Origin of the sequence: Kamptonema sp. PCC 6506, assembly GCF_000180455.1 — a bacterium.
Classification (GTDB): domain Bacteria; phylum Cyanobacteriota; class Cyanobacteriia; order Cyanobacteriales; family Microcoleaceae; genus Kamptonema; species Kamptonema formosum.
This window is the reverse complement of record NZ_CACA01000023.1, coordinates 1-21,794: the sequence shown is the minus strand read 5'-3', so window position 1 is coordinate 21,794 and position 21,794 is coordinate 1. Positions and strand designations below refer to the sequence as shown.

At 43.3% G+C, this 21,794-nt stretch carries 30 protein-coding genes, 2 tRNA genes and 1 pseudogene; 9 read left to right on the top strand and 24 right to left on the bottom strand.

Translation table 11 applies throughout. From position 1 onward, the window contains the following. Window positions 1–108, bottom strand: a pseudogene (locus OSCI_RS29485) (photosystem II q(b) protein); the annotation flags it as partial. Between the two features lie 468 nt (window positions 109–576). Between OSCI_RS29485 and OSCI_RS01330 the strand changes: the two are divergent. Next, window positions 577–1,866, top strand: coding sequence for a Glu/Leu/Phe/Val family dehydrogenase (locus OSCI_RS01330; protein ID WP_019487223.1), 1,290 nt, complete (start codon window positions 577–579; stop codon window positions 1,864–1,866). 157 nt (window positions 1,867–2,023) lie between these two features. On the opposite strand, the gene OSCI_RS01325 is transcribed toward OSCI_RS01330, so the two are convergent. Both OSCI_RS01325 and OSCI_RS29480 read right to left on the bottom strand, forming a co-directional pair. Then, on the bottom strand, window positions 2,024–2,665 hold the full coding sequence (locus OSCI_RS01325; RefSeq protein ID WP_007353035.1) for a L,D-transpeptidase: 642 nt from the start codon (window positions 2,663–2,665) through the stop codon (window positions 2,024–2,026). A gap of 198 nt (window positions 2,666–2,863) precedes the next feature. After that, complete coding sequence (locus OSCI_RS29480; RefSeq protein ID WP_148288851.1) at window positions 2,864–3,049, bottom strand: hypothetical protein; 186 nt, start codon at window positions 3,047–3,049, stop codon at window positions 2,864–2,866. A gap of 266 nt (window positions 3,050–3,315) precedes the next feature. Here OSCI_RS29480 and OSCI_RS01320 point away from each other — a divergent pair, with 266 nt between their 5' ends. Both OSCI_RS01320 and OSCI_RS01315 read left to right on the top strand, forming a co-directional pair. Continuing rightward, window positions 3,316–3,858 (top strand): hypothetical protein, encoded by a 543-nt coding sequence (locus tag OSCI_RS01320; RefSeq protein ID WP_007353034.1) that lies wholly within the window; start codon window positions 3,316–3,318, stop codon window positions 3,856–3,858. A gap of 105 nt (window positions 3,859–3,963) precedes the next feature. Beyond that, the gene (locus OSCI_RS01315; protein ID WP_007353033.1) at window positions 3,964–5,322 is read left to right on the top strand and encodes a PQQ-dependent sugar dehydrogenase; all 1,359 of its coding nucleotides are present in this window, start codon (window positions 3,964–3,966) and stop codon (window positions 5,320–5,322) included. A gap of 99 nt (window positions 5,323–5,421) precedes the next feature. Here the strand turns inward: OSCI_RS01315 and OSCI_RS01310 are convergent, their stop codons facing one another. Genes OSCI_RS01310 through OSCI_RS01295 form a run of 4 tightly spaced genes read right to left on the bottom strand, consistent with a single transcriptional unit; the run spans window position 5,422 to window position 7,788 of the window. Further along, window positions 5,422–6,018: a DUF924 family protein gene (locus OSCI_RS01310; protein WP_007353032.1), complete on the bottom strand. Its 597-nt coding sequence runs from the start codon at window positions 6,016–6,018 to the stop codon at window positions 5,422–5,424. Window positions 6,019–6,036: 18 nt separating this feature from the next. After that, window positions 6,037–6,213, bottom strand: a complete 177-nt coding sequence (locus tag OSCI_RS01305; protein WP_007353031.1) for a PCP reductase family protein — start codon at window positions 6,211–6,213, stop codon at window positions 6,037–6,039. Between the two features lie 47 nt (window positions 6,214–6,260). Beyond that, window positions 6,261–6,899, bottom strand: coding sequence for a ThiF family adenylyltransferase (locus OSCI_RS01300; protein ID WP_007353030.1), 639 nt, complete (start codon window positions 6,897–6,899; stop codon window positions 6,261–6,263). A gap of 52 nt (window positions 6,900–6,951) precedes the next feature. Then, window positions 6,952–7,788 carry a hypothetical protein gene (locus OSCI_RS01295; RefSeq protein WP_007353029.1) on the bottom strand — a complete coding sequence of 279 codons (837 nt, stop codon included), beginning with the start codon at window positions 7,786–7,788 and terminating at the stop codon, window positions 6,952–6,954. Window positions 7,789–7,995: 207 nt separating this feature from the next. On the opposite strand from OSCI_RS01295, the gene OSCI_RS01290 reads away from it, so the two are divergent. The 3 genes from OSCI_RS01290 to OSCI_RS01280 all read left to right on the top strand — a co-directional run bounded on the left by OSCI_RS01290 (window position 7,996) and on the right by OSCI_RS01280 (window position 9,719). Further along, a complete protein-coding gene (locus tag OSCI_RS01290) occupies window positions 7,996–8,358 on the top strand; it encodes a hypothetical protein (protein WP_234708685.1) in 363 nt (120 codons plus the stop codon). A gap of 133 nt (window positions 8,359–8,491) precedes the next feature. After that, window positions 8,492–9,298 (top strand): Rpn family recombination-promoting nuclease/putative transposase, encoded by an 807-nt coding sequence (locus OSCI_RS01285; RefSeq protein ID WP_007353027.1) that lies wholly within the window; start codon window positions 8,492–8,494, stop codon window positions 9,296–9,298. A 94-nt stretch (window positions 9,299–9,392) separates the two neighbouring features. Then, window positions 9,393–9,719: a DUF433 domain-containing protein gene (locus OSCI_RS01280; RefSeq protein WP_007353026.1), complete on the top strand. Its 327-nt coding sequence runs from the start codon at window positions 9,393–9,395 to the stop codon at window positions 9,717–9,719. A 4-nt stretch (window positions 9,720–9,723) separates the two neighbouring features. Here the strand turns inward: OSCI_RS01280 and OSCI_RS01275 are convergent, their stop codons facing one another. Continuing rightward, entirely contained in the window at window positions 9,724–9,930 is a 207-nt protein-coding gene (locus tag OSCI_RS01275; protein WP_007353025.1) for a type II toxin-antitoxin system PemK/MazF family toxin, read from the bottom strand. Further along, window positions 9,924–10,178, bottom strand: a complete 255-nt coding sequence (locus tag OSCI_RS01270) for a hypothetical protein (RefSeq protein ID WP_007353024.1) — start codon at window positions 10,176–10,178, stop codon at window positions 9,924–9,926. The genes OSCI_RS01275 and OSCI_RS01270 overlap by 7 nt, the downstream gene beginning before the upstream one ends. Window positions 10,179–10,339: 161 nt before the next feature. Here OSCI_RS01270 and OSCI_RS01265 point away from each other — a divergent pair, with 161 nt between their 5' ends. Further along, entirely contained in the window at window positions 10,340–11,041 is a 702-nt protein-coding gene (locus OSCI_RS01265; protein ID WP_007353023.1) for a hypothetical protein, read from the top strand. A 52-nt stretch (window positions 11,042–11,093) separates the two neighbouring features. Here the strand turns inward: OSCI_RS01265 and OSCI_RS31220 are convergent, their stop codons facing one another. The 15 genes from OSCI_RS31220 to OSCI_RS28095 all read right to left on the bottom strand — a co-directional run bounded on the left by OSCI_RS31220 (window position 11,094) and on the right by OSCI_RS28095 (window position 20,756). Then, the gene (locus tag OSCI_RS31220; protein WP_007353022.1) at window positions 11,094–12,533 is read right to left on the bottom strand and encodes a VWA domain-containing protein; all 1,440 of its coding nucleotides are present in this window, start codon (window positions 12,531–12,533) and stop codon (window positions 11,094–11,096) included. Window positions 12,534–12,888: 355 nt separating this feature from the next. Further along, window positions 12,889–13,611, bottom strand: coding sequence for a hypothetical protein (locus OSCI_RS01255; RefSeq protein ID WP_007353021.1), 723 nt, complete (start codon window positions 13,609–13,611; stop codon window positions 12,889–12,891). Between the two features lie 485 nt (window positions 13,612–14,096). Then, on the bottom strand, window positions 14,097–14,234 hold the full coding sequence (locus OSCI_RS28100; protein ID WP_007353020.1) for a ribosomal protein L7/L12: 138 nt from the start codon (window positions 14,232–14,234) through the stop codon (window positions 14,097–14,099). An 81-nt stretch (window positions 14,235–14,315) separates the two neighbouring features. Next, window positions 14,316–14,388, bottom strand: a tRNA-OTHER gene (locus tag OSCI_RS29455). A gap of 111 nt (window positions 14,389–14,499) precedes the next feature. Then, window positions 14,500–14,563, bottom strand: a tRNA-Met gene (locus tag OSCI_RS29450). A 409-nt stretch (window positions 14,564–14,972) separates the two neighbouring features. Then, window positions 14,973–15,173: a hypothetical protein gene (locus OSCI_RS01245; RefSeq protein ID WP_007353019.1), complete on the bottom strand. Its 201-nt coding sequence runs from the start codon at window positions 15,171–15,173 to the stop codon at window positions 14,973–14,975. A gap of 116 nt (window positions 15,174–15,289) precedes the next feature. Then, window positions 15,290–15,493 (bottom strand): hypothetical protein, encoded by a 204-nt coding sequence (locus OSCI_RS01240; RefSeq protein WP_007353018.1) that lies wholly within the window; start codon window positions 15,491–15,493, stop codon window positions 15,290–15,292. A gap of 272 nt (window positions 15,494–15,765) precedes the next feature. Continuing rightward, window positions 15,766–16,107 (bottom strand): cytochrome c6 PetJ, encoded by a 342-nt coding sequence (gene petJ / locus OSCI_RS01235; protein ID WP_007353016.1) that lies wholly within the window; start codon window positions 16,105–16,107, stop codon window positions 15,766–15,768. A 141-nt stretch (window positions 16,108–16,248) separates the two neighbouring features. Then, window positions 16,249–16,752: a photosystem II cytochrome PsbV2 gene (gene psbV2, locus OSCI_RS01230; protein WP_007353015.1), complete on the bottom strand. Its 504-nt coding sequence runs from the start codon at window positions 16,750–16,752 to the stop codon at window positions 16,249–16,251. Between the two features lie 154 nt (window positions 16,753–16,906). Next, the gene (gene psbV, locus OSCI_RS01225) at window positions 16,907–17,395 is read right to left on the bottom strand and encodes a photosystem II cytochrome c-550 (protein ID WP_007353014.1); all 489 of its coding nucleotides are present in this window, start codon (window positions 17,393–17,395) and stop codon (window positions 16,907–16,909) included. A 49-nt stretch (window positions 17,396–17,444) separates the two neighbouring features. Beyond that, window positions 17,445–17,636: a hypothetical protein gene (locus tag OSCI_RS01220; protein WP_007353013.1), complete on the bottom strand. Its 192-nt coding sequence runs from the start codon at window positions 17,634–17,636 to the stop codon at window positions 17,445–17,447. Between the two features lie 361 nt (window positions 17,637–17,997). Beyond that, window positions 17,998–18,954, bottom strand: a complete 957-nt coding sequence (gene accD, locus OSCI_RS01215; protein ID WP_007353012.1) for an acetyl-CoA carboxylase, carboxyltransferase subunit beta — start codon at window positions 18,952–18,954, stop codon at window positions 17,998–18,000. 58 nt (window positions 18,955–19,012) lie between these two features. Continuing rightward, entirely contained in the window at window positions 19,013–19,231 is a 219-nt protein-coding gene (locus OSCI_RS01210) for a hypothetical protein (protein WP_007353011.1), read from the bottom strand. A 66-nt stretch (window positions 19,232–19,297) separates the two neighbouring features. Then, window positions 19,298–20,128 carry a prepilin peptidase gene (locus tag OSCI_RS01205; RefSeq protein ID WP_007353010.1) on the bottom strand — a complete coding sequence of 277 codons (831 nt, stop codon included), beginning with the start codon at window positions 20,126–20,128 and terminating at the stop codon, window positions 19,298–19,300. Between the two features lie 421 nt (window positions 20,129–20,549). Then, window positions 20,550–20,756: a hypothetical protein gene (locus tag OSCI_RS28095; protein WP_007353009.1), complete on the bottom strand. Its 207-nt coding sequence runs from the start codon at window positions 20,754–20,756 to the stop codon at window positions 20,550–20,552. Window positions 20,757–21,034: 278 nt separating this feature from the next. Here OSCI_RS28095 and OSCI_RS01200 point away from each other — a divergent pair, with 278 nt between their 5' ends. After that, complete coding sequence (locus OSCI_RS01200) at window positions 21,035–21,451, top strand: XisH family protein (RefSeq protein ID WP_007353008.1); 417 nt, start codon at window positions 21,035–21,037, stop codon at window positions 21,449–21,451. After that, on the top strand, window positions 21,439–21,771 hold the full coding sequence (locus tag OSCI_RS01195) for a XisI protein (RefSeq protein ID WP_007353007.1): 333 nt from the start codon (window positions 21,439–21,441) through the stop codon (window positions 21,769–21,771). The genes OSCI_RS01200 and OSCI_RS01195 overlap by 13 nt, the downstream gene beginning before the upstream one ends. Window positions 21,772–21,794: the final 23 nt, after the last annotated feature.

The window sequence follows — 21,794 nt, the reverse complement described above, 5'->3', positions numbered from 1 at the left end:
TAGAACGCCGAACCAACCGATGTAAATCCGGTTGTCGGTGGATGTTACCCACTCGCAGAAGCGCTCCCAGACGTTAGCGCTTTCGCGCTGTTGTAAGGTAGTTGTCATGTGCTTATGATTGCTTTATGTATTTTTCAAGGTTCGGTGGGGCTTTTGTTCCCCGATGAATATTAGATTAGCGCTTTTATTTCGGTTTGTAAAGCCTTTTTAAGTACAGTGTTGCTGATGAGACAGATAAGTATAGCTAATCTGGGGGCGGCCGGAGGTAACAGATAACAGACTGCATTATGCTTGTAACATCAAGGCGGGTAAGGAAGCTGTGGGCTTTAAATATTGGAAATACTGGCGAAACTACCCCTTGTATCTACAGAACTAAAAATTAGATAAAAACGAAAAAGTCGCTAATTTAACAAGGTGGTTAATTTGTCAATGAGCTTTTTTACTTATTTTTAAGCTTTATCATTTTTACTCACGAATAACTGTAACGATTTTTACCAATTTATATTTTCTTCAGAATATCAAGTTAGCTTAGGTATAGAGATTAAATTTACCTACATACCCCGCAGGAGGGTTGCTATGGTTACAACATCGCTACGACCAAAAGAATCTCCCTCGCCCGCTTACATCTGTCCTATGGATCGGAGTTGCACTTACCTGCAACTGGCGGGTAACTTATTGCAAATAGATCCAGGCTTGCTGATAATTCTCGAACAGCCTCGGAAAGTAGTTACTGTCTCCATTCCCGTGAAACTAGACAGCGGTGAAGTGCAAGTTTTGGCGGGCCACCGCGTACAGCACTCCAATGTCCTTGGCCCTTACAAAGGTGGGACTCGCTACCATCCCTCTGTTACTCTGCAAGAAGTATCTGCTCTAGCGATGTTGATGACCTGGAAATGTGCTTTATTGGGCATTCCCTACGGTGGTGCTAAGGGCGGAATTGCGATCGATCCTTCTCACTACAGTGTTGGTGAGTTAGAGCGCATTACCCGCCGTTACACTACTGAATTGATTAAAGATATTGGCCCCGCCGTTGATATTCCCGCCCCTGATATGGGCACTAGCTCTCGCGAAATGGCTTGGATGATGGACACTTATTCTATGAATGTGGGTCATGCAGTGCCGGGGGTGGTAACGGGCAAACCCTTGTCTATTGGCGGTTCTAAGGGTCGCGAAATGGCAACGGGACGCGGTGTGATGATTACTGTCCGCGAGGCGCTGCTGGAACAGGGTCAGACTTTGGCGGGAGCGCGAGTCGCGATTCAAGGGTTCGGGAATGTGGGTAGCTCGGCTGCTTTACTCATGCACGAAGAGGGGGCTAAGATTTTAGCAGTCTCGGATGTGAACGGCGGACTATTTGCTCCTGAAGGTTTAGATATCCCTGCTGTGAAACTGTATGCTCAACAAAATAACCGCAGTATTGTGGGTTTTCCTGGTGGGGTGGCGGTAAGTAATGCTGAATTGTTGACTCTGCCTTGCGATGTGCTGATTCCCGCAGCTTTGGAAGACCAAATTACTGAGGAAAACTGCGATCGCATCCAAGCCAAATTCGTAGCAGAAGCGGCGAATGCTCCTGTTACTTTGATCGCCGATCAGATGTTAGAAGCGCGTGGGATCAAGGTTTTGCCAGATATTTTAACGAATGCTGGCGGAGTCGTAGTCAGTTACTTGGAATGGGTGCAAGGTCAATCCTATGTATTTTGGGACGAGGAACGGGTAAACCGTGAAATGGAAGGGTTGATGGTGCAAGCTTATCACCGAGTCAGCGAACTGGCTAAGGCGCGGGAGGTGTCTTTGCGGTTAGCGGCTTATATGCTAGGCGTTGGCCGCGTGGCTCAAGCGCTGAGCGATCGCGGTCTTTATCCTTGATTTTTTTACCAACTTGCGATCTAGTTTTAATGCTGACGGGGTTATTACCCCGTCAAGGAGTAGATAAAATCAAGGTCATGGCCCTTATACCCTTCTGAAAAATGGTTGCTTATGCTAACAGTTAACCGTTAACATTTAACAGTTAACCGTTAACATTCTAAGGTTCTACTATTACGGGCGTTCCTACTTCTACCTTTTCAAATAAAGCTTGAGCATCTTTATCGTACATTCTGACGCAACCATGAGAAGCAGGTCTGCCGATAGATTCTGGATTAGGTGTTCCGTGAAAACCAATCACATTTTTACCATCAGTCCAAAAGCCAATCCACCTACTTCCTAATGGATTATCTGGGCCTGGAGGAACAACCTCTCCTGTCCAAGGATGTTCCCAACTTGGTTCTCTAATCATTTGCATAACTTTAAAATTGCCTGTAGGAGTTTCCCAACCATCTTTTCCCACAGCCACAGGGAAACTTGTTTGCAACTCATTTTTGCGGTAAACATAAACGCGGCGTTCTCTCAATCTTAGCACTAAACGAACTTCCTGTAAAGGATTAACTGGGGGAGTTTGAAAGGGAGGCAGAAAAGTGTTTTTATCTCCTAGAGGTGGCAATTCTAGTTTCCCGATCGTCCGCGAACTCTGGGGAAGTGATATCTTTTTAGGAGCAGCTTTTTTGGGGATAGAATGATTTGAATTAGTTACTGGAGCAGCCGTCGCTTGTTGTATGCCGATCGTTAACAGGGCTGTACTCAAGCCCATCGCCATTAGCTTCTTAGATAAAGATCCACTATTCGTCATTGCTTGTTTCTCTCACTTCCTCACTAACAGTATTCTACAAGATTAATCTGTTTAAATCCGAAAGTCATTGTTCTTTTTGGGTTTAACCTGTGATTAATCTTGACTTTTGACCCTTGACTTGAAAGGTTTCATTGTTAATATTTCTTCCTCGATCCCTGCCGTCAGTAAGATCCCCCTCTTGGTAGAGTTATTTTCAAATTAGCTACAGTTATAGTCTGAAGAAAGACCGATATCTATGATATCAGTGTACCCTGCGATCGCGTGACCCACTAGCAACAGCCGTTGCCGAGTCTGGGCAAAGAAAGGCACAAGAAAATTATAATTCCTGTGAGTGCGATCGCTCGCGATCGCGAGCCGATTAGGGGGTTTTTCGTAAGTTTCCACAGCAACTCAGGACTGATGTTAGTTAGGGAATTGGGTTCCGCGATCGCAGTTAACTTACCTAACTTACTATCTGCCCAACTGTCAAGATGATGTTGTGGAACTCCTGACGGAGAATAGAGTCTATGAATAGTGGTGAGATAATCTTTACCTAACGATTATCTGAAGTCTGCCATCAGGTGAGTAAAATAGATTAGGTATAAAGGTTAGGGTGGTTTCTTACAATCAAAGCAACCCGATCCAAAAATATAGTCAAAAGTGAGGAAACAATGAGTCTTCAAAAGATTACTTTACTAACAGGTACAGCCCTATCGCTGTTAGTTTCAGTAGGGGTAGTGCATCCAGCAATGGCAAACCCTGAGAGTGAATTAGCTCAAGCAGGCATGAATACAACAGCGAATGTGGAAACAATCACAGGCATTGTGAAAAGCATTGTTGGTGAAGTGGTGACAGTTGATGTTGAGGGCGGTACTTACAGAACTCTGCTAATTGAACGGCGGGTACTGGGAACTATGGGTTTAGTACCGGGAAGTCGTGTCAGAGCAAGTGTAGCTCGCGGCGGTTCTGTGGTGCAAAGTATTGTAGTGATCCCAAATGTGAAGGTGACGGCGAGTACGGCGACTCGTATGACCACTACAACTCGGACTCAGACTCAAACTCAGACAACTCCGGCACCAATGCCAATGCGTCCCGCAGCCCCAATGCGTCCCCCTGCACCTCCAGCTCGGCCTCAAGCGGCTCCTGCTCGTCAGGCACCGATGGCTCCTGCTCCGATGATGCAACCAGCGGCTCCTGTGAGAGGACTTTGGTAAGGTTACGATCGCAGCAACTTTTAATTAACTAACTGATGTCACCGCGTTTTTGCGGTGGCTTCAATGATTTTAGATTTTCGATTTTTCTAAGGCTGGGGGTGTCAAATGCGCTTTTTATTTCTAATTTTGGTGCTGCTGTCGATAACTGCGTGCGATCGCGAAAAGCAGGCGATCGCTCCAGTCAATTCTAGCAATCAAGAATCCCCACAAGCTAGCCCAGTGCTGCAAAATACCTCACCAGTAGCCCAGACAAATGTAACAGCACCGAGCCAGATATTACGCACCGAAACGTTCTCGCCACAGCCAATCCGCATTACAGTTGCTAATTTACCGCAACCCTACGCCACCCAAAGCGCCTCAAAATCCCCTCAAGTAGTACCGCCTAGCCAAGGTGGAGCCTTGCGCGTTCCTCCCGGCTTTACTGTTAACATCTTTGCTAACAATTTAGAGGCTCCTCGGTGGTTAGCACTGACTCCTAGCGGCGATGTTTTGGTGACTGAAACCCGGCAAAACCGGATTCGCCTGTTGCGGGATACCAACGGCGACGGCGTTGCGGATGTGCGCGAAACCTTTGCTACTAGGGCAAATGGGTTAAATATTCCCTTTGGGATGGCCTTTAGCGATCGCTATTTTTTCCTCGGTAATAGCGCCGAAGTCCGCAGATTTCCCTACAATCAAGGCCAGCAACAACTAACTGGAACTGGTGAAAAAATTGCTGACTTACCGGGAGGTGGTTATAACCAACACTGGACGCGAAATGTTGTCACCTCCCCAGATAAAAATCAGCTTTATGTCTCCATTGGTTCGGCATCAAATGCCAGTGTAGAAGAGTTACCCAGAGCCTCAGTACAGGTGATGAATTTAGACGGTCAGAATCAAAAAACCTTTGCTTATGGGTTACGAAATCCCGTAGGATTAGATTTTCATCCGCAAACTGGAGAACTTTACACCACAGTTAACGAACGCGATGGTTTAGGGGACGATTTAGTACCCGATTACTTGACACGAATTCAGCAAGGTCAGTTTTACGGTTGGCCTTATGCTTATTTTACAGCGAATCGTTTAGATCCGCGCCACGCGCAAAATGGCATCAGCGATCGCCCAGATTTAGCTGCTAAGACTCTTATCCCAGACGTACTTTTTCAAGCGCATTCAGCAGCTTTAGGACTTCAGTTTTATGATGGGAAAACATTTCCTGAAAAATATCGGAATGGAGCCTTTGTAGCGTTTCGCGGCAGTTGGAACCGTAACGCTGGAACGGGATACAAAATTGTGTTTGTACCATTTAATAACGTTGGTCGTCCCCAAAATTATTATGAAGATTTTTTGAAGGGGTTTCTGATCGAGCCATCAGGGCCTAAAACTTGGGGTCGTCCTGTTGGTTTGCTAGTTTTACCTGATGGGAGTTTGTTGTTTACTGAAGAAGGTAATAACATAATTTATCGCGTGCAGTATCGGGGATAATTGTTAGTTGTTAGTTGTTAGTTGGGAAAAATTTATTCGTCTCTCCCTAACTTCTTCCTTCTTCCTTCTTCCTTCTTCCTTCTCCCTTCTTCCTTGATTCTAAAAACCAGAACCAGGCTGTTTTATAAACTCAGCTTCCTCTGGCGTTGTCTCCCTTCCAAGAATTTGATTTCGATGGGGAAATCTACCAAACTTCTCAATTATTTCTAAATGACGAATGGCATAATCAATAGGTGATTTACTCTCAGCATCTCCGCTAAGTTGGTAAAATAATTCAACTGCTTTTCGCTGATGTTCCAAATTTTCGCTATGTTCAAAAGGCAGGTAAATAAACCACCTTTGTACAGACAAAAAGGTGCTATCGAACTTGTTATCGACAGCGTATTGAGCAGCAATCAGTGCTTTACTATCAGTGGCAAAGGCTTGAGGTTTTCCACGAAATAAATTCCGAGGGAATTGATCTAGTAATATGATTAATGCTAAGCAACTTTCTGGGGATTTTTGCCAAGAGTCAAGTTTACCTGATGCGGCTAATTCATAGTCTGAGAAAAAGCGCGATCGTACTTCCTCGTCAAAAGCTGTATCTTTTGTAAACCATTCTTTTTTAGGTTGGCCATAGTTGGGAGAGTCAGATTGACCAAACCAGAAAGTTAAAACTCGATCGACTTGCAATCTTGATTCTAATTGATTATTCATTGTAATTTCAATTAAAACCTATTTTTTAGAATTAAACTTTTGTTTAGCTTGCTCGTAAACTTCAACATTAATTTGAGTTATCCCCAATTCTTGAGCAAATTTCTCAATCTTTTTACGAGCAGCCGGTCGGACGAAAAAGGGAATTTCCTTGAGCCTTGCCTCAGCTTCTGCTGTCCATTCTAGTGGTATACTCATTATCCAATTACTCCTGATTTTAAGTACAATTGCTATAAATTCATAGTTTACAGCATAAAGGGCTTAATGGCAAAATCCCCCAGCGTAACTGTAAAACTCTGTTGCTCTTTAGTAGCCGCAAAATTAATAATAACTTCACAGGCAACTGCAACAGTCAGCATCACCAAGTTTCTCGCTAAAGGGTAATCGCAAACATCATCATTTGCTGGTGAAGGAACGCGATAGCCTTGATTCCAAATCACCTCAGCATAATCACTAGCTAAACCGACATGGAGACAGGGAATACTCCTACTCGCACAGCAATCTTTAACAGCTTGCCGACCTATGCTATTATCAAAAGTATCAACTACTAATGCACTATTGGCAAGTAGTACAGCGGCATTTGCTGCTGTTAGTTCTTTCGACTGTGGATCGACCTTAACTCCTAGAGCGCGGTAGAGGTTATTGGCGATAATTTTTGCTTTGAATGCGCCCACATCTGAACGATAATAGGGTTGGGTAGATAAGTTACGTTCCTCGATGCGATCGCGGTCAATTACCTTTAAGTTTTCAAAGCCAGAACGTGCCAAGTTCTCAGTAATATTAGCACCCAAAGCACCAGCGCCACATACCGTTACTGGCAACTTTTTCAACAGTGACATTACTGCTGGTGTTCGATACAGTTGTTCGTGAAATAAAGTTGACATAATTGGTAATTGGTAATTGGTAATAGCTAATTGCGAATGGCTAATTGCTAACTTATCTAGCTTCGACAACTCCAACTAATGATTGTAAATCAAAGTTGCTGTCTAGTCCGCTTAGACAAATGCCAGCACTAACTACAGTCAGGTCATTTTTGGCGATCGCGCTGGTGTGGCGATCGCCATTTCCACCAGTCCACTCGATCAGCCAATAGTCGTCGCGATCGCGAAACTCTCGCAACTCTCCCCCACCCATTTGTAGCGCCTCCTGTAAGCGCTTTTCATCCCGTCGCTGCTGGAACTTTTGACTAAATTCCTCAGTCTGCTGTGCTACTAACTCGTAGACAGTACGCATCTCCGGTGTCATCCCCTTAAAGCGGACTTCTTGAGGAGAAATCACCTTTTTTAACGCCAATCTTAGTTCCTCAGATGACAGCGGATCGGCGCGGCGATCGATATCCTCGAACCACCACGATTTACCATCCCATCTAGCAATAATTGGCTCAAAAGTAGCGCCTTCAGTTACTAAATGGATGGGAAATGGTTTGGCAACACCAATGCGTTGTCTAGCATCAGATTCATTAACAGGATAAGCCAGCCAAGTTTGTCCTTGCAAAGTGTAAGCTAGTTGCAATCGAATGGGAGCAAGTAGTTGCAAATATTCCGTCAGTTGTGGCAAACTGGGTTCATCAACTACTTGAGCAACTTTTTCATTAACTGGCTGAAAAATACCCCATCCTTCAAAATTACGCGGCTTTGGCTTGAAAGTATAAACAATTCCAGCTACCCTTGTCCGTACCCGTCCCCCGCGAGTGCAAGGCGCGAGAAACTGAGTATCGCACAACTGCGTTTCTTGTGCAGCCAGTTTGCTCAGAAGATTGCGGATATCTGCCACTATATTTACCTCCAAAACTCATTAAATATTTTCCTGAAACTTTAATGGTATAGAAGTTATATGTTATTGAACATTAACACTAAAAACATTTAGTTTTAAGGATGAATTGCAGAATGTAACAATTAAACTATTGCGTTAAGCAGGTTCTTGTGTTAGGTTTGAATTTCAAATCCTAGAAGTAGGACAAAATTATCTTATCCAAAAACAATGCAAAGACATACTATGATGACTCCGAAATTCTTAAAAGTCGCAGTTGCAACCGCAGGTACAGCCTTGAGCTTAGCATCTATTTTTGCTAACCCAGTCAAAGCCGAGGAATACAAATTTACAGTTCAGAACAATACCGATACAGCAATTAGCCAGGTATTCGTATCTGAAGATGGCAAGACTTGGGGATACTTTTCTCTGGAAAGTAACATTGCTCCCAAGAGTGAAGGAGAGATGGTTTGGGGTGAACAGACTAATCACGAAGCTTGCAGCCAGTGGATAAAAGTAGGATTTGAAGATGGGAGTATGTCAGAGGCGGAGAAGTTTGATTTCTGTGCTAATCCTTCTTTAGTTGTTGACTAAGAATTAAGCTGTGATGCAGGTTTAAAACCGAGTGTATAACTCAGGGTGTATCCTCCGCTTTTTGTGTCAAAGAAGGCTGGAGTCAAGTGACTTCAGCTTCTTTGTAGGCAAGTCTATCTTATTTTAGGATAAAGTGAAAACAGACTCACTCTTTTATAAGCTATTTCAGAAGTTCCCCCATAGCTTTTTTGAGCTGATTGGTCAATCTTCTTCTGAGGTTGAAGCTTATCATTTTACCTCAGTAGAAATCAAACAACCGAATTTTACCATCGATGGATTGTTTAAGCCTAGTGATGAGGATAACGACAAACCTATTTACTTTATTGAGGTACAGTTTCAGAAGAAAGACTATTTTTATTGGCGTTTTTTTGCAGAAGTTTTCCTGTATCTGAAGCAAGAAATGCCTACTCAAGATTGGCAGGCTGTGGCTGTGTTTAAAAACCGCAATGTCGATCCCGACTTACCAAGACAATATCGAGGTTTGTTGATGAGCCAGCAGGTGAAAATTATCTATTTGGAGGAGTTAGAAAAAACAGGCGATCGCTCTTTAGCTCTAGGTATGGTACAATTAATTGTAGAGCCAGAAGAAACAGCGGGTGCAGAAGCTCGGCAATTAATTGGAAAGGCGCGGCAGTTGGATGATGAAGACCTTAGCCGCGATGTAGTAGAATTTATTGAGACGGTCATTGTTTATAAGTTTGCTAATTTGAGTCGTCAGGAGATACAAGAAATGCTGGAATTGGGTGATTTGAAGCAGACAAGATTTTATCAAGAAGCCAAAATAGAAGGTAAGGTAGAAACAGTGCCTGTACTTTTGCGACTGGGATTGAGTGTAGAACAAATTGCTCGTGAGTTAGGGTTGGACATTGAATTGGTAAGGCAGGCAGTTCAGGGTTTTTCTGGTGGTGAGATTGAGGAAGGAGAAGATAGGGGAAATTAGCAAAATTGTATTTGCTGATTATTAGTTTAATTCTGATTTTCATCAACTGAATCTATATCGTTTTGAATGACCACCTATTGAGTAGGTGAAAATTATGACTATTTCAATAGCAGCAACACCCTTACCTTTAGCAGTTAATGCTGATGGCGTAGTGCTAGTAGGGGGAACACGAGTAACCCTTGATACGGTTGTATTTTCTTTTAATCGAGGTGCAACTGCTGAGGAAATTTGTTTGGCTTATCCATCTTTGCGTTTAGCAGATGTGTATGCCACAATTGCTTATTATTTGCAGCATCAGGAAGATGTCGAGGCGTATTTGCAGCAGCGGCAAGTATTAGCGAGGGAAGTTCGCAGACAGAATGAGGCTAAATTCAATCCTCAAGGAATTAGAGAACGTTTGTTGTCTCGGAGGGGTGGATAGTGACTCATGCTTCACCTGCTTCAAGTAGTACATTCCCCATTGCCCTCGCTCGCTTGATATTAGTAGTTAAAGCACAAACAATTACAGTCCTGATTTGAGAACTGTTCAATATATCATTTTGAATGACTACATAAGGACGAACATAACCTGGCTCTGAGCCAATTGGCTGTCCTAAATCAATCCAGTAAATATCTCCTTGGTGAATTACCATTCTGTTTCTGCCAATTGTCGCTGATGTTGACGCATTCCCTCTAACATAGCTTGCTCTGACGGATCTAGTCCATCTGCATAGGCTTCATTGATGCTTTTTAGGAGTTCTTGTTGATGATGGCGATGCAAATAGTCTTCCATTGCTAAAATAAACAGTTGATTTTCAGGAATCTGCATCTCATTTGCCAGGATAGATACTTGGTTATAGAGTGAATCGGGGAGGGAAAGATCTGTTTTAATGTTAGCCATGAGTGTTGTAACTGTTTGAGGGGCTATAGTTCTAGTTTAGCTTAAGCGCGATCGCACTGTCTATCCTCAGTTAAAATGTAGTATGATTTTGGGAATCTTACCGATCAAATTATCCTCCCATCCAATGACTACACTCTGATTTCTATAAAACTTAATTAACTATGCCATCTGAAGAACATATCCAATCATCTTATCATGACTTCTTGCATGACTCGGATGGCTGGATTAAGCCGGGTGAGTCGGTTGAATCTTGTGAATCGGGTGAATTTTTTGACAATGTAGAGCTTGCGGTTTTAGAAATATCGCCGACTAAAAATGACTGGTATAAGTCGAAAGAAAAACCTATTCAAGTCTTTATTAGCCAGTATTTATTATCAGTAGGAATAAACAATTCCATTGAAAAAGTTTACAAATATGACGATGTAGTATACAGAGCAGATATTATTTGTCCAGATATTAGCACTGTGATAGAAGTTAAAAAGGTGTTATCCCGTGAGGATATATGGCACGCTAAAAGTCAAGTGAAGACTTATGCAAACAAATATAACATGAGATATTGTTTGGTCATAGGTTTGCCTCCCCGCAGTTTTAACCAACGAAAATCAGTAGAGCAGTTAGCAAAAGAAGAAAAAGAATGGAATTTTGCTGTAATTTTTCTCGATCCTAATAACGAGAAAACTTTGGGATTAGATCAATACTTTAAGCAACTTTCTTCAGTATCTTGGAAAGATTCACTTGATGATATCATAAGAAGGCTCCGAGAGATAGTTTCAGCGTACTGGGAATCATTTTCAAAGACAACAAAACACTTGTTAAAGCCTACTCAAAAACACCGTTACTATCTACCTCCCTCCGATCAGTAAATTTAAAAAAAATGATTAATGGGGCTTGTTTTATTTACCAGCCCCATTATTATCACTTATCATCTCTCACCGGCAAAGCCACATCCAGAATTTCCATCAGCAACTCCAACCGCGAAGGACGAGAAAGCATCGGCACCAAATTCGGCAATGAATAGTAATCACCAGCAAACGTAAAGGTTTCCACCGGCACTTGCTTCTGCTTCAATTGACTCTCAACATAATTAGAATGAGAACCAACTCGCACGATCACTACATTCGGCATTACCCCTAAATCGCGGCAATAAGTAGTATAAGCATCGGCAAATAAAGGTGTAGAATTATCACCTTCATCTGTCACCAAAATAAACTGCTCAACCACCTGCTTTTTCTTCCGCATCACTTCCACAGCGCAACCGCAGCTAGTACCACCATTTGCCTGAAGATGCTTAAAAGCACGCTCCCAGTCCGTCAATTCCTTACCTTTTGCCTCTACAAAATAGGGCATCGTGTCAAAGGCATAGACGAACAAATCGGCATCGGAAATACCAGAAATTAACGCGGCAAGACGCTTACCAACTTCGATTGCATTCGTCATGGAACCTGACTTATCTACTAGCAAACCAGTAGATTTAGCGATTTTACCGCGTCTTTTTACCTGTTCATTTGTCACCGCTTCCAGTTTCGCCGCCGTCGCTGCATCAAATTGAGCGCCATCGCCGGCAACACTAGCTTTAAAAGCAGAAACTCGATCGCTTTTCGCGGCTTGATCCAACTTCCCATCAATCAATTTTTTGACTTCTGGGTGATCCATTGCACCGCGATTTTGAATGGATTTCAAGTTATTAATTACTTCCTGCGGTGACATCGAATCAATTAATGCTACCAATACAGTTGGTGTTAGTTGTTTTACTGCGCCAACTGCGATCGCATAAGGAATCTTGTGCTCGACAATCAACATCGCCTGATCCGCTGGAGTCGCCGCCTTCGCCAACTGCTTGAGTACAAACGCCAGACTGTCCTCTGGCGGATTGTCCTTAAACAGGACAGAATCAGCACGATCGCTTGGTTTAATATGCAAACTCGCATACAAATGCTTCATCGCCTTGCGTCCCCGCATTGCAGCGCGATCGAAAAACTGCGGATTCTTTTCGCGCGATTTCAGATAGCGAGTCACAGCAGTACGCGCCGATCGCGGCACTTTTCCCCGGTGAACCTTCATAAAGTCCACAATCCGTGAAACCTCATAAGGAGGGAACTCTTGTAACATCACAAAACCAGCATCTCTGTGCTCAGTTAAGTTACTTGTTAGCAAATTTCCGACAAAAACTTCCTTATGATCGCGCACGTCGCCATTGTGCTGATACCACACCGCTAAATGACCGTAAAAAATCGGGTCAATTTCCACAATTAACTTGTGAATTTCTGTCACCTTTTCTAATTGGCGGTGAGGTGTAGTTAGCAAACTATTAAGCATTTCTAAACGTAAATCTCGCTCGGCTGTATTCATATTCATAACTATTATCTCCTTTGAATTAATAGAGAATTTTTTAGAGGCATCTGTCGCTCTTCTTTCACTGACATTTTATGCCTTACCCACTTACCCGCCAAGGGTTAAAACCCCTGTCTCATAGCTTAAGTCCTCTGAAGAGGACTACAAAAATCTTTAGTCGGTTTTAACCGACTTTTGCTCTTAGACAGGGGTTTTAACCCCTGGCGCATCTATTAGAAAAAAATTACTTCGCGCAAGTCAAAAAAGCCATTTGTTCATACGCAGGGATTGAACCTGCATAATCTTGAACCTAAATCAAGCGCCTTTTCCAATTTGGCTAGTATGTAAGCTTTCCCAGTTAGGGCGCGAAGTAAAAACCTTAAACCTTGCTAAGTTGCTGCATAATAAACTTAATTTGTTTCTTACTACACTGCTGTTTACTAACAGCATAAACAGGCTTTCCGTATTCCCACCACCCGCGATCGCGAGTCAGATTAGTTTTCAAAACAACATCAGCACCCAAACTCAGAAAAGGAATATCTGCCAGCGTAATTAGATACCAAATATCATCGATCTTACGGTAATGATGGTAGGCATCGATTCTCAAAAAATCTTTCGGTTTTTCAGGAGGCTTGTATGGGATTTTCTTAGCTAAACAGAGAATGCCAGAATCTGGGTGAATATACAGTTTTTCTTGGGAATAACCAATGCGATTTGGCTGGTAATGATAGGCAGAGCTTTTAGGGTAAGGAACCCCATCAATAATCACAACATTTCGTTCTACATAACTCCAAACATGAGAAAGGATATGTTGACCCGATAAAGTAGTGATATCAACCAACTGGGACATTTCTCTATAAACCTCATCCCAGAGTTTCCCTATTTTTGAACGCAGCCAACGGTACAGCGGGCCAAGACAATCAGAAAAGTATTTTGTCTTGTTTCTCGGCTTAATTAAGTAAGGTCTAAGCAGTCCGTCTGTACTTGCTTCTTCAGTAATCTTTGTTAGGTGTTTCTTGTACCCAGTCACCTTTTTTAAGCTGATTCTCCACCCTGAACGAGGGCGCTCAATCACATTTTCACCTAAGCGGTGTTCGCTCATAAATACCCTTAATTTGAGAGTAATACAGCAGAATAAACCGATTGCAAAAATCTATCGATCTCATTAGTCCGCGTAGGCGGACTTTGTTTGTGTAGGCGCGATTTCAATCGCCGGAATATTATTGCAAGAAGCCTAATAATCAAACACCCAAGAAATGCTAAGGCAAAATACTTCGCACAAGTCGAAAAAGCTTTAAGCACGGCTGTTCTTACCAGTTTTACCTGGCAGTGGACACGCAAACCTCATCTAACAAGAGACTTGGAATGCTTCGCTAGGTCGGTCGCCCGAATATCGCTACCTTAGAGCCCTATAGTTAGTAAAGTGTGTAGGCTTTATCGGTTAGGATGCGAAGTGAAACCCTCAATTTTTAACAGAAATAACTGTCAGCGAGTTTTAATCAAAACTTTGCCACCTGCTGCTTCTAGCTTTTGCTTAATATCGCTACAAGAGTTATAGTCTACAGCTTCCTTAACTACCCTTGGCAGCTAGTTCACAAAATTTTTAGCTTCCAACAGTGGCAGATTTGTGATGCTTCTAATTGTCTTGATAACTGCAAGTATTCTATCGGCTGGAACTTCTGATAGAATGACATCAAATTCAGGTTCAATTTCAACATCATTCATCTTTTTATTTTTGGTAAAAACCCAGAATCAACGTCCATTTTTTAAGCAGTTAAAATCACCTCGCGCAAGTTAAGAAAGCCTTGGGTACATATACGGGAGTTGAACCCGTGACCTTTTCTTTAGAGAGAAATGCTCAACCATGAGCTAGTATGTAAGCTTCCTTAGTTGGGGCGCGAAGTGCTGTTTAACTACCTAGTTTTTATCCCGCACAAGTTAAAAAAGCTCTTTAACTGGTGCTCTACCATTTGAGCTACATCGCCAATAATGGCGACGGTAGGATTTGAACCTACAACTTCCCGCTTATGAGGCGTATGTTTGTAAGCTTCATCAGTTAGGATGCGGGATAATTTGATTTGAGATTGTGAATTTCATTCAAAATTGATTGGGTTACTTCGCGCAAGTTAGAAAAGCTTTTTACTTTACTGAGCTACCATCCAAATAATGGAATGGAGAGGAATCGAACCTCTGACCTTTCGATTTAATCGAATGCTCTTGGCCAAGGGTATGTAGGCTTTTGCAATCTGGGCGCGAAGTAAAAATCAATGGAACTTGAAAATAGTGCAATAATTAAGGGCACACAAGTCAGAAAAGCTGTTTTTTTACTCCTCTCCAAAAAGCGGAGAGGGCAGGGATCGAACCTACTATTCGATTGCTCGAATGTTACCAGTTTGTAGGCTTTTTTAGTTAGGGTGCGCCTTTAATTACTAACTACAATTAGACGTTAATAATTGACAGCAATTAGCCGTAAACTGCCTCTGGGCGTATAATCAAATCGCCTGTAGGACGGCGATCTAAGACGTAAGGTTGAAAGCGATCGCGCCCGACATCAAAATGCTGTGCGAGTCGTTCTTTAACGGCTCCATCATTCATATTGGGCGTGATGCCTAGCTGCTCTTCTGCAACATCGTAAGAACGCCCTTCAAAACGAATATGAACCATGCTAGCACCTCCTATAAATATTTTAGATTTGGGATTTGGATTTGGATTTGGATTTGAATTTGGATTTGGTAGCTTGTCTGTTCTGTAATTTAGTCAGCTTATAATTTGGCAAATAATTACAGAAGAAAACGCCGCTCTAAATGATACAATTGTCTAAGACTTTCAGTTTTTTCGGTTGGCTTTTCCTGTCTGAGTATGATAGAGTTCTCTTCCTCTAAATCTGTCTCAGTTTGGTCAAAGTTACGCCGCTCTAGTTGAATTTTCTCTGACTCGCTGGGAGTCTGAGCATAACTGAAAAATCGGGTGTAAAGTAATAACATCGATCGCTGATTAATCTTCGTTTCAAGATTGATAGATATTTAGTTGTCAAGGTTCGGGTAGGCTTTTGCTGTAGAGGCTTTCGACCTCTCCTTTGCTTGCCACACTTATATACTACACAAATACTACAGAACTGTCAAGGGGGTTGGGAAATTTTTTTTTAGCACCTGCGCCCACCCTAGACGAAAAGTTGCTCCTCTATAAAAATGACAAAAAACCCCTCTTATATAAAGCAGGGGTTTTTTGTTATTAGACCTAGCTAGCACAGACTAATTTAGCCTTTCCAGCCTTTTTCAGCTTGAGAAAGCACGTAGGTAGCCACATCCTCAATTTGTTGGTCGCTTAAACGACCCTTGAATTTTGGCATCGCATTTTTGCCATTTGTCACCTGGGCGGTGATGGCTTCTAGAGAGTTCATCGCAAACTTCTCCAAAGCTTCTTTTTTCAAGGTTCTTTGAGCCATCACAACATTACCGCCACCGATATGGCAAGCAGCACAGTTAGCGGCAAAAACTTTCGCTCCATTAGCGATATTTCCCTCTGCCAATGCAGGGCGACCAAAACCGAGGGTAAATATTGCGATCGCGAACAGGACAATCGATAAGATTCTTTTCAACTGAGTTCTCCTCTAGTAACATTTTTCCCCTCTCCAGCTCTCGCTGTCAGGGGGACTTTCCAACATCAAAGCATCTTGACCAAACTATTTTACCTGTTGATACACTCACAATAGCGATCGCAGCCTTTTTCCCGCCCATTTTCAATTCTCAAAACTCTCCACGCCCCATCCCGGAGCCTTTTGAGCGGCTCTGAGTACAAAAGCAGCCAAATTTTCTATTTGCTCCTGTGGCATCCAACTTTCCGGTACCTCTCGGCACCAATAGCTTTCCTCGCTGCCGTCGTAACTCATCGGCTCTCTCAAAAAAGCCACCAAGCTGCTAACATTGTCACGGGGAGGCGTTGCAGCTTTGAGGTCTTTCAAAGACAGAGATACCATTGGATTGGGTAGTGTCGCTCCCCCTACGTGACAGTTCAGGCAGTTTTGCCCAAACAGGCGTTTGCCCGCCGATAAATCCTCACCAGAAAACAAGCGAGTTTCTCCCTGACCGTTTAGCTCTAGCTCAATAGGTTCTTTGGCTTGCAAATACCGAACCACATAGGGATCTAAAGCATCAGCTCGGGCAGGTTGGACAGCACTTAATAGCAGCAGCCCACTTACTAAAATCCCCAACAGATAACGAACTAAAACACTATGGCGTAGCATGAGGGCGAGCAATATAAATGTGATATTGAATTCTAGGGCCAAACAATTTTAGACTTTAGATTTTAGATAAGAGCTCAGCCCCGAACCCGCTCGATGCTTGCAGTCCGTAAACAACCTCACCATCTAAAATCCAAAATCTAAAATTTAAAATCCTTTAACGAGCTCCTTTGCCACCACCCCACTGAGAACCGATAATCTGCGGTTGCAATAGAATATGACCCGCGATCGCATAAAGGTCATCATCCGTGAGATTTCTCATTTCAGTGAAAATATCTGCACTTTTAGTGCTAGGGTGCAACTCAGAAATTTCGGTAAACCCGTCAAACGTCTTTGGGTTTTTCATGAACTCCACCAACGTTTCTATATTAGTGCGTGGTGGGGATGCCAAAGCTAAAGTGTCAGGACTCAAATTCACATTTGGGTCAGTTTTTGTCATACCCCCCACATGGCATTGAGCGCAAGCTGAGTTAAATAAGCGTTTGCCTTCTTTAACTTGTTTGAGGCTCAACACCACAGTTTTACCCTGAGCGTTCAGAGGAACAGTGCGAACCTCTTCGCTGAGTTCGACAGCAAGGGCACCGCCGACAAAAATCTGAAATGTCAAGAATACAGTGACAACAGCAATGAAATATCTTTTAAGCATGGTTCTCCCTAAAAACAGGTTAGTTATTGAACCCTTTACACAGAATGGATCAATCTGCAATAGGTTCTGAGTCACGGCCTCGATCGAGTTTAGAAATAATTGCCTTAACATCCTCCAAAGCCAAACGGGTTCGCGGATGTTTGTAAGCAATTCCCAACTCATCGCACAAACGCAGTACATCTTCTACAGGGACGTTGTAATCCACTGCTATTTCTGCAATCGACAGGTCTGCAAAACCCATAATTATTGGTTGCTGACAGTTGACATTCTCATCCCTAAAGAGGATGGGATTCAAAGCGAGATTTCGCTCTAAATCTCCCTATTGCTAGGGTGATTGGGCGCAATCTTTTTGCTTTAAAAGGTAGGCTGCTATCCTAGTCTTACAACTAGCTCAGAGAAGCGTTTAGGGATTCTTCCCTGGTTTCGCAGATTCCCTGCGTACCTTTTTAAAAGATTATCCCAATATCCGCCCATCAGGTATTACTGATCCCAGCCATCAATCTCTCTTGAGCACCAAACGAAAGCAGTTGTGAATCACAATCAATATCATCCCATCCAGATGCCCTTTTACCAACTAGCTGTCTTTGCTTCGATCGCCCGCTTTAGGGCAATCGCCCGAAGCTAGTGGTATGTGTGGGTATAATGTGGGGATCGCTCGGATTCAAGCTTTCTGCCACGCTAGAAGCGGAACTGATTTGCGGTTGGGGTTGGTGAAGTCGAATTAGCTGAGCTAAAGTTTTCTTTAACTGGGTGCGAGGTACGATCGCATCTACAAAGCCCTGAGCCAGTAAATACTCAGCAGTTTGGAAATTTTCGGGCAGCTTTTCCCGCAGAGTTTGCTCGATTACCCGGCGACCGGCAAAGCCAATTGTTGCTTTTGGTTCTGCAATAATAATGTCGCCGAGCATAGCAAAGCTAGCTGTCACGCCGCCAGTTGTAGGGTGAGTCAAGACCGGAATGTAGAGCAGTTTAGCTTCTCGATGCCGTTCTAAGGCTCCAGAAATTTTTGCCATCTGCATCAGCGACAGCATTCCTTCCTGCATTCTGGCACCACCAGAGGCACAGACAACGATCGCCGGTAAGCCTTCGAGGGTAGCGCGTTCGATCAGGCGGGTGATTTTTTCTCCTACTACTGAACCCATGCTCCCTCCCATAAATTGGAAGTCCATCACAGCAAGGGCTATGGGTAAGCTTTCTAGTTGGCCTAGTCCCGTTTGTACTGCGTCTACTAAGCCAGTTTTTTCTTGAGTTTCACGGAGGCGATCGCTATACTGTTTGCGATCGCGAAACTTTAACGGGTCAGTCGCGCACAATCCCCAATCGATTGCCTTCCAGGTATTCGCATCGATCAACTGCTCGATACGTTCCTCGCTGTATACTCTCAAATGATGGCCGCACTCTAAGCACACCATAAAATTTGCCCGGAGGTCTTTGGCATAGGTGAGCGCCCCACAAGCTTCGCATTTAATCCACAGCCCGTCAGCAATTTCGCGTTCGGGCCGCTGTTCAGAATTTGGCACTGCTTTTCGTCGATCTGCAAACCAGTCAAATAAAGACATTAAAACTTGGTAATTGGTAATTGGTAATTGTTAATTGTTAATTGTTAACTGTTAACTGTTAACCGTTATCTGGATCTTCCTCAATCGGACTGATTAGGAGCGATGCCGCCCACTTGTCTTGCGGTCGGACTTGCAAAGCTGTGGCACTCCCAGCTCCCAAATACGATGCTAAGCCCAAATCCACAATCCGAGCCGGGATTTGATGAGCGGCTAGTAACTGCTCCATCAATTCGGCTTCCCAGCGGAAGCTAGTAGTTTTTAGCGTAATCCAAGACACAGATTATCTTACCAATTTAAGGGACTAGGCTATCTGCCAATTATTTATCTGAGTAAACATACCTAATTAGAGGCTAAAATTAGGGAAAAATAACTGCAAATAAATAGATATTATCATCTCGCCCCAAAGAGCTGTTAATACTGCGCCCAAAGCCAAAAATGGCCCGAAGGGCATCTGTTGGCGGCGACCAAGCCAGCCCAATGCGATCGCACCCCCACCCACAAATGCCCCCAGAGTACAGGCGAGAAACCCCGCCAGTAGTAGATATTTCCAGCCTAACCACGCTCCCATCATCGCTGCTAATTTAGTATCTCCCGCTCCCATCGCAGTTTGCCCAAAGACAAGGGAACCTGCTAAGGCAATGATGTCAAACAACCAAAGACCAACAACTGCACCGGTAACACCCGTTAATACTAGACGATCGATCCCAACTGCGAGATTAAAGTTGGGCAATAAACCATTTAATGCTTGGAAAACTAGACCGAGAACCAATCCTGACCGAGTTAAGGCATTAGGAAGGGTCATGGTGTCTAAATCAATTAAAGATAAAGCTAAAAGCCAGCTAAAAAACGTCCAGTAACCCAAAGTTTCTAGCGTTACCCCGAACCTCCAGAAAACTAGCAAAAACATCAGACCCGTTGCTGCTTCTACAATTGGATAGCGGGCAGAAATAGGACTTCGACAGTGCTTACACCGCCCCCGCAGCCACAGCCAGCCGAATACTGGTACATTTTCGGAGAGTCGGAGTTGATGTAAGCATTGAGGACAGCGAGACGGCGGCCAGAGCACGGACAATTTTGCTGGTAGCCGATAAACTACGACATTGAGGAAACTGCCAATTGAGGCTCCTAGTACAAATATAATTAAGGCAAAAGGCAGAGCGGTGAGTATTTCCATTAAGAAGGGGCTAGGGGCTAGGGGCTAGGGAAGAGGAAAGAGGGGCTAGGGGCTAGGGGCTAGGGAAGAAGGGAAGAAGGGAAGAAGGGAATAGAATAAGCAGACTTTAGCAATAAGCGAGCGTCCTAACTGACTTGGGAGTTGCGATAAGTAGTTGGACAAAAATAAATAATGTCATTGCGAGCCCAGCGAAGCAATCCCAAACCCCTGCGTTGGCGAAGCCTGCGCGTAGCGCTTATGCTTCACTTCACTATCGTTCCGTTCGCAATGACATGGTTGCGTTTATTTATAGCAACCGCCATAACGGTTAGGACATTCTAAATCGCCTAAACCATGTCTAGTATTGCATTTTCCTCCTGCCTCAAGCCGAACTGCTATATGTCCGACTACTTAGCACTTAGAGGGCGGCGTTACCAGTTTACTAATAAATTTGCGATTCAATATGCTCAAAAGGTACGTAACATTCATCGGGTAATAACACTGGCTTCGATGAGAAAATTAGTTGACCTCGGCTGTTTACTGTGTTAATTACTACGCCCATTGGACGCTGCATTTGGTCGGAGTGTACTTCCAAATAGGCACGATAGGTGAGTCTGGCGGTTCGGAGTAAAGTCGAATCGAACAACATGGAGCAATCTCGACTGTTTAGCGTTTTTTTTGCCAATCCTTGCGATCGGGAGTTAAACAAATTGTAAGCCTGAATTTGCTACTTCTCGTGCTTACTATTCGATGTTTTATCTCGCCCCAGCATTTTCCGAAGCTGAACGACTATCCTATTCGCGACACTCAGCAGCCAATATTGATGCGGTTATCTAATTATAAATATTAGCTTTGCTTTCTCCAAAATCTCTATTATTATTAAAATACAACTATCCAAGATATTAAACACAACGAGTCAGTACATCCATGCCTGCTAAAGATGCCTTTCACGAAGTTGTTAAAACCGCTCTCCAGAAAGATGGATGGCAGATTACTCACGATCCATACACTTTACAAGCTGGAACTCTAGAGCTTTACATTGACTTGGGGGCTGAAAAGGTGGTTGCGGCCCAAAAAGACGGACAGAAAATCGCCGTTGAAATCAAAAGCTTTATTGGCCCATCCAAAATATCCGAGTTTTACACAGCTTTAGGACAATTCATTAGTTATAGAGCAGCTTTACAACAACAAGAAGCAGACCGCATTTTATATCTGGCAATACCCAGCAATGTCTACCATAGTTTTTTCACAATGGGCTTTATTCACTCTTTAGTTAAACAAAATAAAATTTATTTAATTATTTACAATATAGAGCGGGAGGCAATCGCACAATGGCAAATGTAGAACTTTATAGGCAGCACATCCAAAATCTTCTCTCCCAACACGCCAGTCTGGTTTGGGATGAGCGAATTCAGGCTGAAACTATCTTTGATACCGACCGCGATCGTTATCAATTAGTCTATGTAGGCTGGCGCAATCAGGAGCGAATTTATGGCCCGGTTTTGCACCTAGATATTATCGACAATAAAATTTGGATTCAGCAGGATGGAACCGAGGTGGGTATTGCCAATGAACTCGTAGAATTAGGAGTTCCTAAACAAGACATTATACTAGGTTTTGACCCTCCTAATATGCGAGAATTCAGTGAATTTGCCATCGGATAAATTACGTTTAATTTACTGTCGAT

Coding starts and splice junctions, on each gene's coding strand:
- OSCI_RS01200 (WP_007353008.1), top strand. CDS start 21,035: ATGCCTGCTAAAGATGCCTTTCACGAAGTTGTTAAAACCGCTCTCCAG.
- OSCI_RS01315 (WP_007353033.1), top strand. CDS start 3,964: ATGCGCTTTTTATTTCTAATTTTGGTGCTGCTGTCGATAACTGCGTGC.
- OSCI_RS28100 (WP_007353020.1), bottom strand. CDS start 14,234: ATGAATGATGTTGAAATTGAACCTGAATTTGATGTCATTCTATCAGAA.
- OSCI_RS01240 (WP_007353018.1), bottom strand. CDS start 15,493: ATGTTATTACTTTACACCCGATTTTTCAGTTATGCTCAGACTCCCAGC.
- OSCI_RS01310 (WP_007353032.1), bottom strand. CDS start 6,018: ATGAATAATCAATTAGAATCAAGATTGCAAGTCGATCGAGTTTTAACT.
- OSCI_RS28095 (WP_007353009.1), bottom strand. CDS start 20,756: ATGTTGTTCGATTCGACTTTACTCCGAACCGCCAGACTCACCTATCGT.
- OSCI_RS01330 (WP_019487223.1), top strand. CDS start 577: ATGGTTACAACATCGCTACGACCAAAAGAATCTCCCTCGCCCGCTTAC.
- OSCI_RS01265 (WP_007353023.1), top strand. CDS start 10,340: ATGCCATCTGAAGAACATATCCAATCATCTTATCATGACTTCTTGCAT.
- OSCI_RS01255 (WP_007353021.1), bottom strand. CDS start 13,611: ATGAGCGAACACCGCTTAGGTGAAAATGTGATTGAGCGCCCTCGTTCA.
- OSCI_RS01280 (WP_007353026.1), top strand. CDS start 9,393: ATGACTATTTCAATAGCAGCAACACCCTTACCTTTAGCAGTTAATGCT.
- OSCI_RS01290 (WP_234708685.1), top strand. CDS start 7,996: ATGCAAAGACATACTATGATGACTCCGAAATTCTTAAAAGTCGCAGTT.
- OSCI_RS31220 (WP_007353022.1), bottom strand. CDS start 12,533: ATGAATATGAATACAGCCGAGCGAGATTTACGTTTAGAAATGCTTAAT.
- OSCI_RS01245 (WP_007353019.1), bottom strand. CDS start 15,173: ATGGTTCATATTCGTTTTGAAGGGCGTTCTTACGATGTTGCAGAAGAG.
- OSCI_RS01195 (WP_007353007.1), top strand. CDS start 21,439: ATGGCAAATGTAGAACTTTATAGGCAGCACATCCAAAATCTTCTCTCC.
- OSCI_RS01205 (WP_007353010.1), bottom strand. CDS start 20,128: ATGGAAATACTCACCGCTCTGCCTTTTGCCTTAATTATATTTGTACTA.
- OSCI_RS01320 (WP_007353034.1), top strand. CDS start 3,316: ATGAGTCTTCAAAAGATTACTTTACTAACAGGTACAGCCCTATCGCTG.
- psbV2 (WP_007353015.1), bottom strand. CDS start 16,752: ATGCTACGCCATAGTGTTTTAGTTCGTTATCTGTTGGGGATTTTAGTA.
- accD (WP_007353012.1), bottom strand. CDS start 18,954: ATGTCTTTATTTGACTGGTTTGCAGATCGACGAAAAGCAGTGCCAAAT.
- OSCI_RS01305 (WP_007353031.1), bottom strand. CDS start 6,213: ATGAGTATACCACTAGAATGGACAGCAGAAGCTGAGGCAAGGCTCAAG.
- OSCI_RS01220 (WP_007353013.1), bottom strand. CDS start 17,636: ATGGGTTTTGCAGACCTGTCGATTGCAGAAATAGCAGTGGATTACAAC.
- OSCI_RS01270 (WP_007353024.1), bottom strand. CDS start 10,178: ATGGCTAACATTAAAACAGATCTTTCCCTCCCCGATTCACTCTATAAC.
- psbV (WP_007353014.1), bottom strand. CDS start 17,395: ATGCTTAAAAGATATTTCATTGCTGTTGTCACTGTATTCTTGACATTT.
- OSCI_RS01300 (WP_007353030.1), bottom strand. CDS start 6,899: ATGTCAACTTTATTTCACGAACAACTGTATCGAACACCAGCAGTAATG.
- OSCI_RS01275 (WP_007353025.1), bottom strand. CDS start 9,930: ATGGTAATTCACCAAGGAGATATTTACTGGATTGATTTAGGACAGCCA.
- OSCI_RS01325 (WP_007353035.1), bottom strand. CDS start 2,665: ATGACGAATAGTGGATCTTTATCTAAGAAGCTAATGGCGATGGGCTTG.